Genomic DNA, 12913 nt, shown 5'->3' with positions numbered 1-12913 from the left:
GCTGCTTAGCCCAGCAGGATGCTGACCAGCCGCGCGGCAACCCGGGCCGTCCGATTGTCGATGTCGAAGGCCGGGTTCAGCTCGGCGACGTCCGCGTGCAGCAGCTTGCCGCTGGCCACCACCTGGCGGCAGACGGCACTGATCACCGGCAGTGGAACGCCATATGCGGCCGGGGCGCTGACTCCGGGAGCCACCGCCGCCGGCAGCACGTCAAGGTCGATGGTCAGGTACAGCACGTCGATCCCGCTGAGGAAATCCGCCACAAAAGCCTCCGCCGCCCCGGCAGTGCAGTCCTCATCCAGCAGGTACCGCACCCCCAGTTCCTCGGCGGTGCTGAACAGCGCCCGCGTGTTGTTGGGTTCGGAAATTCCGACGACGGCGTACTTCAGTTCGCGTCCTGCGGCCGCTTCTGCGCGGGCCATCTGGAGGAACGGAGTCCCCGAGCTGGGGGCGGCCTCATCCCTGAGGTCGAAGTGGGCATCGAGATTAAGTACGCCCAGCCGCTGGCCATCGCGGACCGCCCGGGACCCCGCCACGCCGAGGTAGCTCGCGTACGCGGTTTCGTGGCCGCCGCCCAGCAGCAAGGTGAGGTGGCCGCGGTCGAGCAGCGCGGAAACGGCGAGGCCTGCGCGGGCCTGGCCGGCCTCCAGCTCGCCGTCGCGGACCACCACGTCGCCGGCGTCCGCAGCGGGCCGGTCCGAGTGATAGGCCAAAGGGCCCAACGCACTGCGGACGGCCGCAGGGGCGGCCGCAGCTCCGGTCCTGCCCTTGTTCCGGCGCACGCCCTCATCGCTGCAGAAGCCGAGGATCACGGCGGGGCGCTGTGCAGGGGCCGGGGTGTTCGGGGCGGCAGTGTGCAGCGCAGCAGTGGTACCGGTGCCCGGGTTCACGGCCTGCCACCACCTGCGGTGCGCTGCACCGTCGCCGTCGAAACGGCCTGTCCAGGGGCGGGGTGCAGCGTCAACCGAGAGCGCGGGAAAGTCCATGCTTCAAGCTCACCGCAGGGACACAGCGAAAGCCAGCAGCGCCGCCGTCGTGATGTCTGGAATACCGGAACCCGCTTAAGCGCGAGATGGCACTCGGCGGCAGTGTCACTGGGGAACACTGCCGCCAAGTGCCATCTCAGCGGCGGGGAAGCGGAGGCTGCTACATGCCCAGCGCCTGTTCGATCGGGCCAATGGCGAAGAACAGGACGAAGGCTGCCGCGACGGCCCACATCAGCGGGTGCACTTCGCGGGTGCGGCCCTGGAAGGTCCGGATGAGGACGTAGGAGATGAAGCCGGCGCCCAGGCCGTTGGCGATCGAATAGGTGAACGGCATCAGCGTGAACGTGAGGAAGGCGGGCAAGGCGATGCCCCAGTCCTGCCAGTGGATCTTGCCGATCTGGGCCACCATCATGAAGCCGACCACCACCAGGGCCGGGGCCACAGCCTCGAAGGGCACCAGGTTGATCAGCGGGGTGAAGAACATGGCCACCAGGAACAGCAGGCCGGTCACGATCGAGGCCAGGCCGGTCCGCGCGCCCTCGCCGATGCCCGCGCCTGACTCGACGTAGATCTGGTTGGAGGACACGGAGGCGCCGCCGCCGACGATGGCGCCGAGGGCGTCCACCTGCAGCACGCGGTCAACATTGGGGATGTTGCCGTCCTTGTCCACAGTTCCGGCCTCGTTGGCCAGGCCCACCATGGTACCCATCGCGTCGAAGAAGATGCTGAGCAGGATCACGAAGGCGAGCAGCGCGGCAGCCACAACGCCCAGATGGCCGAAGGCGCCGATGGGGTTGGCCTTGCCGATCAGGGAGAGGTCGGGAGCCGCCCATTCGGTGAACTTGGGGGCAACCAGGGACCAGCCCTGCGGGTTGAAGTTCTTGCCGTCGAAGCTGGGGCCGATGTGCAGCGTGAACTCAAGGATGACGGCCAGGATGGTGGAGGCGACGATGCCGATCAGGATGGCACCCTTGACGTTGCGCACCAGCAGGGCGATGGTCAGGATCAGGCCGAAGACGAACACCAGGGTTGGCCACCCCAGGAGCTTGCCGTCAAAGCCCAGGCCCACCGGAACGGTGGTCCCGGCCGCGTCCGGGACGCGCCGGACAAAGCCGGCGTTGACCAGGCCAATGAGGGCGATGAACAGGCCGATGCCCACCACGATTGCGGTCTTGAGCCCGTCCGGAACGGCCCGGAACACGGCGGTCCGGAATCCGGTCAGGACCAGGATCATCATGGTGACGCCGGAGAGGACCACCAGCCCCATCATGTCCGGCCAGGTTAGCCCCGGGTTAGTGGCCACTGTCACGGCCACGAAGGCGTTGACGCCCAGGCCCGTGGCCATGGCAAACGGGTGCTTGGCCCACGCGCCCATGAGGATGGTCAGGATGCCGGCAACAAAGGCCGTGACCGCGGCGACGGCCTGGAAACCGAGTGTGGCCCCGGAGGAGTCCGCAACGGACAGGATCAGGGGGTTCAGCACCACGATGTAGCTCATGGCGAAGAAGGTGGCAAAACCGCCCCGGACCTCGCGGGAGAGGTTGGACCCCCGTTCGGATATCTTGAAGTACCGGTCCAGTGCAGAGCCCTGCTTGAGCATTAGTCCTCCGGTGAGAGTGTTGGGGGGTTACTTGAATCCTAGTAGGTTGCCGGGTGCCGTCCCAGCAAATTCGCCTAGTCTGTAAGGAAGTCAACACTAGGAGTAGTCCGCCCATGCGTTTCACCCGCCAGTTGCTGTCCGCCCTCCTTGGCGCGCTCGCGCTCGTCGCCCTGCTACTGACGGCAGGTCCCGCTTCCGCGCACGATGCCGCCGAATCCAGCAGCCCGGCCGACGGCGCCACCGTGGCGACGGCGCCCGCGAAGGTCTCGATAACCTTCAACAACACCCCGCTGGGGCTCGGTTCCCAGGTCAAGGTGACGGATGCCGCCGGAACCGACTGGGCCGACGGCAAGGTGGAGATCGTGGACAACGTCGCCACGCAGAACCTGCGGGAAGGCGCGCCTGCCGGGAAGTACTCGGTCGTGTGGCGGGTGGTGAGCTCGGACTCCCATCCGATAGAGGGCACGTTCTCCTTTACTGCCACGGCGGCTGCAGCGGGGGCAGCGGCGGCGCCGGTCCAAACCGTCGGTACGCCACAGCCGGGGGCAACCCAGGCCACGGGAACAGCGCCGGATTCCTCGGAACCCTTCCCGTGGAGCATCGTGATATTCGCAGCCGTGGCCCTCGGCCTGCTCATCACCCTGGGTGTGCTGGCCCGCCGGCGGCTCAGCGTCAGTGACGAGCCTGACGGCGACGGGAACTAGCGACCGCTTCGGACAGCCGCGGCGTTAGAGTGCCGCGGCTTCAGGGAGCCGTGGCTCCTGAGTATCGCGACCTCAGAGTGCGCCGGCGGGCAGCGCCGGGAAACTTCCGGTCAGTATTGAGGGCACGCTGTCCGGGTAGACCTTCGCCGAGATGGCCTGGCCCACCACCTTTGCCTGGCGCAGGACTTCCTTCGGCGTGGGCGTGATGAGCTCGCCAACGCCCACCAGGTAGATGCCGATGGCACGCATGGTTGCGACGAGGTTGGCCCCAATGGAGATGCCGAGGTCCGTGAGCATGCGCCGCAGCTGGCTGTGGGCGCAGCGGGTGAGCACGATGTGGTCGGCCAGCAGCACGCCGTCCGGGGTGTGTACGGCCCAGCGGTGGAGCGAGGCTTCCTGCCCTGTACCCATCTTGTCGAGCAACAGGGCAGACGTGTCGCTGCGGATATCCAGCTGGTGGCTCGACGCGTAGTTGCGCAGGTGCCGGAGGATTTCGTTCCGCTCCTGGAGCGAGGCTGCCTCGGCATCGTCGCACCGCTGCGGCGCGGATTTCTGGAATGACTGGCCGCCCCTCGGGGATTCGAGCCTGCTGACGATGATTGAATCAACGCCGCGTCGCCGGAGTTCCGTGGCGATTGCCAAGCCGGGAAGTCCGGTGCCTATGACCACAGTGGTGGTCCGTTCTGCGCCGCTGAGACCAGGCATGCGTGACACTACAACTTCCTCCTCGAGAATTTCGAAGCGCAGGGCATCATCGCCGTGCACAGTCCACTGCCCCAGCAAGCAGACACAAGCCATCCCCGGATGTGCGATGGGGCACAATCCGGATCGATAGTGCCTCGACATTACAGAATTTTTCGGTCGCTGGATACCCCATCCGAAGCATTGTGTTGCGGGGCTTTGCACGGCGCTACCGGCGCACCCGGAGCAGTGCGGAAAGGGCAACCGGAACGGTGCGGAAAGAGCACCCGGAGCGGTGCCGGAAGAGCACCCGGAACAGGCAGGAAAACTGCCTTCCGAAAGGCGCCAAAAAGCCGCGGATGACCCGCTTGCTAAGAGATCGCGGACCGAGAATAGTTGCTCTTAAGCGCAGGCTGTACGTAACCGGGAACCGGACGGCCTGCCGGTGCCGGCTAGACAGGCTGCTTCTGGCAGAATAGCCGCATCATCAGGCAGTATCGCGAGGAGGCGGACCACATGGACGCACACGAATTGCATCCCGACCCGGCACGGGATGGCGGTGCCCGGCACGCGAGACCCGAAGGAATCGTGGTCGGCGTCGATGGTTCGGACCACGGCCAGTGCGCCCTCGTGTGGGCCGCCCGCGAAGCCGAACGCCGCCGTAGTCCGCTCCATATCGTCACCGCCTACTCCGTGCCCATCTTTGCCGCCTCCGGACTCGACGGCGGCTATGCCACCGTGGACGACTCGGTGATCCGCGAGGGCGCGGAGGCCATCCTGCAGCACGCAGTGGACAAGGTGGCCGGCTACAACATCAGCGTCAGCGCCTCGGTCGAGAACGGGGACGCTTCGGGCGTACTGCTCGACCTGTCCGAAACCGCCGAACTGCTGGTCTTCGGCACACGCGGGCGGGGTGGCTTTGTTGGGCGGCTCCTCGGCTCCGTGAGCAGCGCGCTCCCCGCCCACGCCAAATGCCCCACGGTAACGGTTCCGCTGATCTGCTCCGACCGCTTGGGCGAGACCACCCAGGACAAGCACATCCGCGCGGAGCAGGCCAAGGCCGGCCACGGCCCCGTGGAAAAAGCTGTCGTGGTGGGAGTGGACGGGTCCGAGCAGGCCCGCGTCGCCGTCCTGGAAGCCGCGGAGCAGGCCGAACGCCTAAGTGCGCCGCTGCGCGTGATCTGCGCCGTGCCGCAGTACAGCGGCTCCCTTGCCTGGGTTCCGGCCCCGCTGGACCGGGAAGCGCTGTTCGCCGACATCCAGGTCCAGCTGAAGGCCGGGGTGGCCTGGCTGCAGAGCCATTTCCCGCGGCTGGCCATTGAGACCCGGCTGCTGGATGGGTCGCCCGTGGATGTGCTGGTGGAGGCCAGCCGGCATGTTGAGCTGATCGTCGTAGGCACCCGCGGCCGCGGCGGTTTCACCGGCATGCTTTTGGGGTCGACGTCGGACGGCGTCCTGCACCATGCCAAGAGCCCCGTAATGGTGGTGCCGGACAGGGACGACCCCCGGCTCGCCGACCGCGCCAGCTTCGGACCGATGCTCGGCGCCTCTTAGCGCATGGGCGGCCTGGTGCTCGGCCTCGGGGACCTCAGCGCCTCCATGCTGCCGGAGGTCGGCGGCAAGGCTGCCAACCTTGGCGAGCTGATCTCGGCTGGCCTCCCGGTCCCGGACGGGTTTTGCCTCACCACCGAGGCCTACGTCCAGGCCGTGGAGCCACTGGGCCTTGCAGACGTGCACCGCGTCCTTCAGGACACCCCGGCAGATGATCTCGAAGCCCTGGCCAGACTGGCCGCCAGGGCCCGCAGCCTGATCACCTCGGCAGAATTGCCGACGGCGATCGCCGGGGAGGTGCTTACGGCCTACCGGGCGCTGGACGGCGTCCCGGTCGCAGTGAGGTCCTCAGCCACCGCCGAGGACCTTACCTTCGCCAGCTTTGCCGGCCAGCAGGACACATACCTGAACGTCATAGACGCTGTGGCGCTGCTGGACGCCGTCCGGAAGTGTTGGGCCTCGCTGTGGACTGACCGGGCGGTGGCATACCGCGCCAGCCGGAACATTGATCCCGCAACGGTGGCACTCGCCGTCGTCGTTCAACGGATGGTGGACGCGGAGGCGGCGGGCGTGATGTTCACCGCGAACCCGGTCACCGGCAGGCGCCGGGAGGCTGTGATCGACGCCAGCCCAGGGCTTGGCGAGGCAGTGGTGTCGGGCGCCGTCAATCCGGACCATTTCCTGGTGGACACCGCATCCGGTTCCATCCTGCAGCGCCGGTTGGGGGACAAACGCACGGCTGTCCGGCCGCTGCCCGCGGGAGGCACCGAATCCGTCGAGCAGACGGCACCCGGCCCGGGCGCGCAAAACCAGCCGTGCCTGACCGACGCGCAGATCCGGGAACTCACGGCGCTGGGGAGCAAGGCCGAGGCCCACTACGGCGCCCCGCAGGACACCGAGTGGGCGCTCGACGTCGCCGGAAAGATTTGGCTGACCCAGTCGCGGCCCATCACCACGCTGTACCCGCTGCCGGAGAAGGCAACCCTCCCGGAGAAAGAGCAGGAACGGCCCGGCCCGGGGGAGGACCTGCGTGTCTACCTGTGCTTCAGCCTCGCCCAGGGCCTTACCCGGCCGCTGACTCCGATGGGACTTGCCGCCCTCCGGCGGATCGGCTCATCAGTTGCTGCCGCTGCGGGCTTCGACGTTCCGGACCCCCGCAGCGGGCCGCCGCCGTACGTCGAAGCCGGAGAGCGCATCTTCATTGACCTGACCGCAGCCGCCCGGAGCGCCGTGGGCCGCCGGATCATTCCCCGGGTCTTTGACGTCATGGAGGCGCGCTCCGCAAAAGTCCTGCGCAGCGTGTTCGACGACCCGCGCCTATCGATCACCCGCCGCACACCGTGGGACCTCCTCAAGCACGTGCTTCCCATAGCTGCCCGGGCCCGCGTGCCGGAAGCAGCGATCCGGGCGCTGGTCCGTCCTGAGGCGGCCCTCAAACGCCTCGACCGCTTCACCACGGAGTTCAACGCGGCGCTGGAACTGCCCCAGGGTGCTTCCCCGCGCGCGCGGCTTAACCATGCCGAGGGCATACTGTCGCGGCTCTTCCCCAACCTGCCGGCCGTGCTCCCGCTTGCCGGCCTGGGCTTCGCCATGCTCGGCCTCGCCGGGAAACTCCTGGGCGCCGGCCGACTCTTTGGTGCCGGCGAGGACGGCGGCCGCGAGGGTGGCACCGCAGGAAGCAGAAACACCGACCTGCAGCCTGTCCTCCGCGGCCTGCCCAACAACGTGACCACCGAGATGGACCTCGAGCTGTGGCGGGTCGCCACGGCGATCAAGTCCGACGCGGAATCGCTGGCCGTACTTACGGGGCATCCCCCCACGGTGCTGGCACAGCGCTTCGCCGCGGGCGACTTGCCGGCCGCAGCCCAGACCGGCGTGGCAGGATTCCTGGCGCGGTACGGGCACCGGGCTGTGGCCGAGATTGACGTCGGCATGCCCCGCTGGCGGGACGACCCCACCCATATTCTTGGCGTCCTGATGAACTACCTCCGGCTGGAGGACCCGGACCGGGCCCCTGACCGCCAGTTCAGCCAGGCAGCAGCCGAAGCAGATGCACAGATTGAGCGGCTGGTGGCCGAGGCCCGTTCGAGGGGACGCCTCCGCGCCGTGGCCGTCCGAGCGGCCCTGCGGCGGGCGCGGCTCTTCGCCGGGCTGCGTGAACTTCCCAAGTTCCAGATCGTCCTGGCACTGGCGGAGGTCCGGAAGCAGCTGGCCGAAGTCGGAGCCGTGCTGGCGGAACAGAAACGGCTCGCCCGGGCAGAGGACATCTTCTTCCTAAACCTTGCCGAAGCTCACCGGGCGCTGGATGGTGCGGACATGCAGGATCTCGTGGCACAGCGGCAGGGGGCCTATTACCTGGAACTGGAGCGGCGCCACATCCCGAGGATGCTGCTCTCGGACGGAACGGAACCGGAAACGTTGCTTACCGCCGTCGGAACCGCCGCCGGGGCACTGTCCGGGAGCCCGGCGTCGGCGGGGACGGTGACGGCGCCGGCACGTGTCATCCTCGAACCCGTGGGTGCCCACCTGGAACCGGGGGAAATCCTTGTGGCGCCGTCCACCGATCCGGGCTGGACCCCGCTGTTCCTCACGGCAGGCGGCCTGGTGATGGAGATGGGCGGCCCCAACTCCCACGGCGCCGTGGTGGCCCGGGAGTACGGCATCCCCGCCGTGGTGGGCGTCGCTGACGCCACCTCGCTGCTCCGGACTGGACAGGAAGTGACGGTCGACGGCGGCGCCGGCACCGTGGTGCCCGGCGCCTGAGGGCTGTGGCGGCTGGGGTTGGCGGCTGCCGGAGGTCGGGGCGGCTAGTGCGCTGCCTTGAAGCCGGGGGCTACTTCCGGTCCTGTGCCGGCTTCCCGCGCCGGATGTGCCGGACAAAGAGCCAGACCACAAAGAGGGCCAGGGCGGCGTAGACGGCGTAGTTGAGGTAGCGGGAGTATTGCTCCACCATTGCGTATTGCCGGCCCAGCAGTACGCCGAAGCCGATTAGCACGCCGTTCCAGATGCCGCTGCCGGCAATGGTGAAAATGCTGAAGGTGCCCAGGTGCATCCTCTCGGCGCCCGCAGGCAACGAAATGAGGCTCCGCACGCCGGGCAGCAGCCGGCCGAAGAAAATCGCCGACCTGCCGTGGCGGCGGAACCAGGCGTCCGCGTGCTCGAAGTCCTCCCGGTCCACCAGCGGTAGCTTCGACAGCCAGCGGATCGAACGCTCCAGCCCCACCTTCGCGCCCAGGAAATACAGCGCGAGAGCGCCCAGATACGCCCCCAGCGTGCTGGTCACGAAGACCAGGGCCAGGTTGAGGGATCCCTGCCGGGTCAGGAACCCGGCGAGCGGAAGAATCACTTCGCTGGGAATCGGCGGAAACACCGTCTCAAGGAAAGTAAAGAGTCCCACACCCCATTCCCCGAGCGCATCGATGGCTTGGGCGGCGAAGCCCACGATGCCTGTCAGTTCGTCGGCCGGACTGGATGTGGCACCGGGAATGCGCATTGGCGAAGGCTCCTGGAAGCTGGAAAACGGCGTCCCACCCAGTCTGGCCCACTGGGCGCGACAGGGAAAGCGGACAGCCCGGCCGGGGGCTGCCACATGGGAGGCCGAGGCGTACCCTGAGGGTATGAGCTGCGACGTCGGAGCGGAGTTGACATGACTGCGACCTGGCTGCGGTGGACACCCGCCGTGGCCGTACCTGCTGTGATAGCTGCGGGAGTCCTGGCGGGGTCCTTGCCCGCGAGCGCCCGGGATCCGTTGCCAGAGAAGACACCCGCCCAGGTGCTGGCGATGATCGGACACCACCAGACTAAGTCCTTCTCCGGCACGCTGGAGCAGTCCTCCGAACTCGGCCTGCCGGATGTCCCGCAGGTAGGGCCCACCTCGGGTGCGGGGACGGGTTCCCTCGCCGAGCTGCTGACCGGGCCGCACAGCGCCCGCGTCTACGTCGACGGACCAACCAAGGCCCGCATGCAGGTGATGGACCGGATGGCCGAGCGCGACGCCGTCCGGCAGGGCAATGAGCTGTGGCTGTACAACTCGAAGGACAACACGGCCACCCACGTCACGCTTCCGGCTGCGGCGTCGAAGGAGGCCCGCAGCCATGACATGCCGGCAGGTGTGGCAACGCCGGAGGAACTGGCTGCGAAGATGCTTGGCAAGCTGGACAACAGCACCGAAGTAGCGGTGGCCGAAGACACCGAGGTGGCAGGCAGGGCGGCATACAGCCTGGTTCTCACGCCGCGCTCGGACGTCACCCTGGTGGGCTCAGTGGCAGTGGCCGTGGACGGTGAGAACGGCATGCCGCTGAGCGTGGAGGTACGGGCCCGCGGGCAGCAGGAGCCTGCGTTCCGTACCGCTTTCTCCAGCCTGACACTTGGGGCTCCCGATCCGGCTTTGTTCAACTTCTCGCCGCCGCCGGGTGCCTCGGTGAAGGAACTTGCGGTGCCGGCAAAGCCCAACGGCACGAATGGCCAAGCCGACAAGAACCGGGCCCACAAGGATCTGGCTGACAAGAACCTGGCTGGCAGGAGCACGGACAATAAGGACCGGCGCGGGCACGCCCCCACCGTCACCGGCTCCGGGTGGGAACGGATCGTCGGCATTCCGGCCCCCTCCGCTTCTGCGCCGTCCGAGTCCCGCGAGTCTGGGAAGCAATCAGTCGACCGGCTGCTCAATGATCCCCTGCTTCGCCAGGCGACCGTGACCGTCCAGGGCGGGCGGGCTATCTCCACATCACTGGTTAATGTCCTGCTGACCGACGACGGCCGGACGTTCGTTGGTTCCGTGCCCCTGGAGCGGCTCCAGGCCGCCGCTGCCGCGAGGTGACAGCCGCTGGCCGCGCTCTTGCGCTCGAGACGAAAGGGCTGAGCAAGCGGTTCGGCCACCAGCTGGCGGTCAACAGCATCGATCTGGCCGTGCCGCGCGGCTCTGTTTTCGGCTTCCTCGGGCCCAACGGATCAGGCAAGACCACCACTATCCGCATGATGCTCGGCCTCGCCGCGCCGACCGCGGGCGAGGTCAGGGTCCTGGGGTTGGACATGCCGCGGCAGCTGGATGAGGTCCTGCCCAGGGTCGGTGCGCTGGTGGAGGGGCCTGCTTTCTATCCTTTCCTTTCGGGTGCGGCAAATCTGCACCGCTTTGATGCTGCGGACCGCCACGCCGCGCCGGCCACCCGCCGTGCCCGGGTGGCTGAAGCACTGGAACGCGTGGGTCTTTCCCATGCCGCCCGCAAGAAGGTGCGGGCTTACTCCCTCGGCATGAAGCAACGGCTGGGGATAGCCAACGCGCTGCTGGCAAGGCGCGAATTGCTGGTGCTGGACGAACCGACCAATGGGCTGGATCCGCAGGGCACGCGGGAGGTGCGGAACCTGGTCCGGTCCCTCGCCGCTGACGGCGCCACCGTGTTCGTCTCCAGCCACCTGCTGGCCGAAGTGGAGCAGATCTGCACCCATGCGGCCATCATGAGCGCCGGAAGGCTGGTGGCCCAGGGGCCCCTGGCCGGACTGCGCGAGTCGGGCACCACGCAGCTCCGCCTGGTGACGCCCGACGCCGGTTCGGCCTCGGGCGTTTTGGTGCGGTTCGGTCTGTCCCCGGTTGTGGGTCATCCAGACGGAGTGGATGCCGTCATTACCTCCAGCCTGCCTATTGGGGCAGGGTTTGAACGGACAGCAGGGCTCTCCGGTGGCGCCGGGTTTGATGGCATGGCTGGGCTCCCAGCCGCCAACGGAGGCGTGGCGCCGGAGGCGATAGTCGCTGCCCTCGTGGCGGACGGCGTACGCGTGCGCGGGTTCACCGTGGAGCGTGGCAGCCTGGAGGACCGCTTTGTGGCTTTGACGGGGGAGGGCTTCGATGTCGCACAGTGATCGGCCGGCGGCACAGGGGGCAGCAATGCCGGAACCGGAAGCTGCGGAGCCCGCAGCGCAGGAGCCCGCACCGCAGGAGCCCGCAGTGCAGCAACCGGATGGACACGGGCCGGCGGCGCTGGAACCGGCGGTGCAGCGGCTCACCGTGCGGGACGGCCCGGCGCCGGGTACCAGGCGCCGGCCGTCCAGCGGTTCGCTGCTCGCTTCGGAGCTGAAGCAGCTGTTCCGCCGTCGCAGGACCCAGGCCATGCTCCTGGCGCTGGCCGCCATCCCGGTGGTGATCGCCGTCGTCGTCCGCGTTTCCTCAGCCGTTCCCGCGGGGAGGGGGCCGGCGTTCCTTGACCGGATCAGCCAGAACGGCCTGTTCGTGGCCGTCACCGCGATGCTGGTTTCCGTTCCGCTGTTCCTCCCGCTGACCATTGGCGTGGTCGCGGGGGACACCATTGCCGGGGAAGCCGGACTGGGCACGCTGCGATACCTGCTGGTGGCGCCGGCCGGCAGGGTGCGCCTGCTGCTGGTGAAGTATGCCGGGGCTGCTGTGTTCTGTATTTCCGCTCCGCTCGCAGTGGCGCTCGCCGGCGCGGGCATTGGCTGGGTGCTCTTCCCAGTGGGTCCGGTGGCACTGCTCTCGGGCGACCTTGTGGAACCGGATGAGGCGCTGGTGAGGATGCTGCTGATCGCCGCTTATCAGGCTGTGTCGCTGCTCGGTTTGTCGGCCATCGGGCTGTTTCTGTCCACACTGACCGACGTGCCTGTCGGCGCCATGGCCGCCACGATTGTCCTGTCCGTCGTTTCCCAGGTGCTCGACCAGCTGCCCCAGCTGGAGTGGCTGCACCCGTGGCTGTTCACGCACCACTGGTTCGGCTTCGCAGACCTGCTTCGCCAACCCATCGGCTGGGATTCGTTCGGTGACAATGCGCTGTTGCAGGCGGGCTACATCGCAGCGTTCGGCGCGCTCGCGTACGGCAGGTTCGTTAGCAAGGATGTGCTGTCCTAGCGGTTTCCCCGAGCAGCGGTTTCCGGTCTCGGGGGTTAGTGGCGGGCCGAGCTAGTACCGCGCAGCGACCGGGTGGAGCTGCATGCCGGCCATCATGCTCAGCTCCGTCACGGTGATGCCCGCAGACGGGTTCAGCGCCTGAACTACCTTGCCGCCGCCGAGGTAGATCGCCACATGGTAGAAACCGGGCGCCGATCCCCAAACCAGCAGATCACCGGGCTGCGCCTGGGACAGCGGCACGTGGACGGGCGCCTGGGCGAACTGCTCCGCAGCCGTGCGCGGAAGTTGCTTCCCGATGGCCGCGAACGCGTTCTGGACCAGGCCCGAACAGTCGAAGCCGTACGCGCCCGTGCCGCCATATTGATAGAAGTACGGGGACCCCACCTTGCCCATCGCCACCGAAATGGCCGCCTGGTTTGAACCGCCGGGGGAGGGGGCAGGCTGAACCGGCGCCGGTTGAACGGGCGCTGGCGCCGGCGCGGGGGCGGGTGCCGGCCGTCCGGGCGCGGGCTGTGCTAACGCGGGAGCAGGGCGGGCC

Annotated in this window: 11 protein-coding genes; 6 read left to right on the top strand and 5 right to left on the bottom strand. The window is 68.1% G+C overall.

The annotated features are described in order from the left end of the window. Positions 1-5: 5 nt before the first annotated feature. Together hutG and G9E11_RS15510 are read right to left on the bottom strand one after the other, a co-directional pair. Entirely contained in the window at positions 6-986 is a 981-nt protein-coding gene (hutG, locus tag G9E11_RS15515; RefSeq protein ID WP_190607313.1) for a formimidoylglutamase, read from the bottom strand. Between the two features lie 160 nt (positions 987-1146). Next, a complete protein-coding gene (locus tag G9E11_RS15510) occupies positions 1147-2586 on the bottom strand; it encodes an NCS2 family permease (RefSeq protein ID WP_190607311.1) in 1440 nt (479 codons plus the stop codon). Between the two features lie 113 nt (positions 2587-2699). On the opposite strand from G9E11_RS15510, the gene G9E11_RS15505 reads away from it, so the two are divergent. Next, positions 2700-3290 (top strand): copper resistance CopC family protein, encoded by a 591-nt coding sequence (locus tag G9E11_RS15505; RefSeq protein WP_190607308.1) that lies wholly within the window; start codon positions 2700-2702, stop codon positions 3288-3290. A gap of 72 nt (positions 3291-3362) precedes the next feature. Here G9E11_RS15505 and G9E11_RS15500 read toward each other — a convergent pair whose 3' ends face one another. Next, entirely contained in the window at positions 3363-3995 is a 633-nt protein-coding gene (locus G9E11_RS15500; protein WP_190608320.1) for an FAD-dependent monooxygenase, read from the bottom strand. 492 nt (positions 3996-4487) lie between these two features. Here G9E11_RS15500 and G9E11_RS15495 point away from each other — a divergent pair, with 492 nt between their 5' ends. Beyond that, positions 4488-5525, top strand: a complete 1038-nt coding sequence (locus G9E11_RS15495; RefSeq protein ID WP_190607305.1) for a universal stress protein — start codon at positions 4488-4490, stop codon at positions 5523-5525. A gap of 3 nt (positions 5526-5528) precedes the next feature. Then, positions 5529-8285 (top strand): PEP/pyruvate-binding domain-containing protein, encoded by a 2757-nt coding sequence (locus G9E11_RS15490; RefSeq protein WP_190607303.1) that lies wholly within the window; start codon positions 5529-5531, stop codon positions 8283-8285. A 70-nt stretch (positions 8286-8355) separates the two neighbouring features. Here the strand turns inward: G9E11_RS15490 and G9E11_RS15485 are convergent, their stop codons facing one another. Then, positions 8356-9015, bottom strand: a complete 660-nt coding sequence (locus G9E11_RS15485; RefSeq protein WP_190607300.1) for a DedA family protein — start codon at positions 9013-9015, stop codon at positions 8356-8358. A gap of 153 nt (positions 9016-9168) precedes the next feature. Between G9E11_RS15485 and G9E11_RS15480 the strand changes: the two genes are divergently transcribed. The 3 genes from G9E11_RS15480 (at position 9169) to G9E11_RS15470 (ending at position 12375) form a co-directional block, all read left to right on the top strand. Further along, positions 9169-10341: a LolA family protein gene (locus G9E11_RS15480; RefSeq protein ID WP_190607297.1), complete on the top strand. Its 1173-nt coding sequence runs from the start codon at positions 9169-9171 to the stop codon at positions 10339-10341. Beyond that, the gene (locus tag G9E11_RS15475) at positions 10338-11378 is read left to right on the top strand and encodes an ABC transporter ATP-binding protein (protein WP_190607295.1); all 1041 of its coding nucleotides are present in this window, start codon (positions 10338-10340) and stop codon (positions 11376-11378) included. The genes G9E11_RS15480 and G9E11_RS15475 overlap by 4 nt, the downstream gene beginning before the upstream one ends. 145 nt (positions 11379-11523) lie before the next feature. Next, positions 11524-12375, top strand: coding sequence for an ABC transporter permease (locus G9E11_RS15470; protein WP_190608318.1), 852 nt, complete (start codon positions 11524-11526; stop codon positions 12373-12375). A gap of 51 nt (positions 12376-12426) precedes the next feature. Here G9E11_RS15470 and G9E11_RS15465 read toward each other — a convergent pair. Further along, the coding region (locus G9E11_RS15465; RefSeq protein ID WP_190608315.1) for a C40 family peptidase at positions 12427-12913 on the bottom strand (487 nt) is incomplete at its 5' end.

The sequence above is a fragment of the Arthrobacter ipis genome (assembly GCF_014694315.1).
GTDB lineage: Bacteria > Actinomycetota > Actinomycetes > Actinomycetales > Micrococcaceae > Arthrobacter > Arthrobacter ipis.
Note: the sequence above shows the minus strand (reverse complement) of the source record. Positions and strands in the feature narration are given on the sequence as shown.

Excerpts from the sequence above, each read along its gene's own strand:
- hutG (WP_190607313.1), bottom strand. The coding sequence starts at position 986 with ATGGACTTTCCCGCGCTCTCGGTTGACGCTGCACCCCGCCCCTGGACA.
- G9E11_RS15510 (WP_190607311.1), bottom strand. The coding sequence starts at position 2,586 with ATGCTCAAGCAGGGCTCTGCACTGGACCGGTACTTCAAGATATCCGAA.
- G9E11_RS15505 (WP_190607308.1), top strand. The coding sequence starts at position 2,700 with ATGCGTTTCACCCGCCAGTTGCTGTCCGCCCTCCTTGGCGCGCTCGCG.
- G9E11_RS15500 (WP_190608320.1), bottom strand. The coding sequence starts at position 3,995 with ATGCCTGGTCTCAGCGGCGCAGAACGGACCACCACTGTGGTCATAGGC.
- G9E11_RS15495 (WP_190607305.1), top strand. The coding sequence starts at position 4,488 with ATGGACGCACACGAATTGCATCCCGACCCGGCACGGGATGGCGGTGCC.
- G9E11_RS15490 (WP_190607303.1), top strand. The coding sequence starts at position 5,529 with ATGGGCGGCCTGGTGCTCGGCCTCGGGGACCTCAGCGCCTCCATGCTG.
- G9E11_RS15485 (WP_190607300.1), bottom strand. The coding sequence starts at position 9,015 with ATGCGCATTCCCGGTGCCACATCCAGTCCGGCCGACGAACTGACAGGC.
- G9E11_RS15480 (WP_190607297.1), top strand. The coding sequence starts at position 9,169 with ATGACTGCGACCTGGCTGCGGTGGACACCCGCCGTGGCCGTACCTGCT.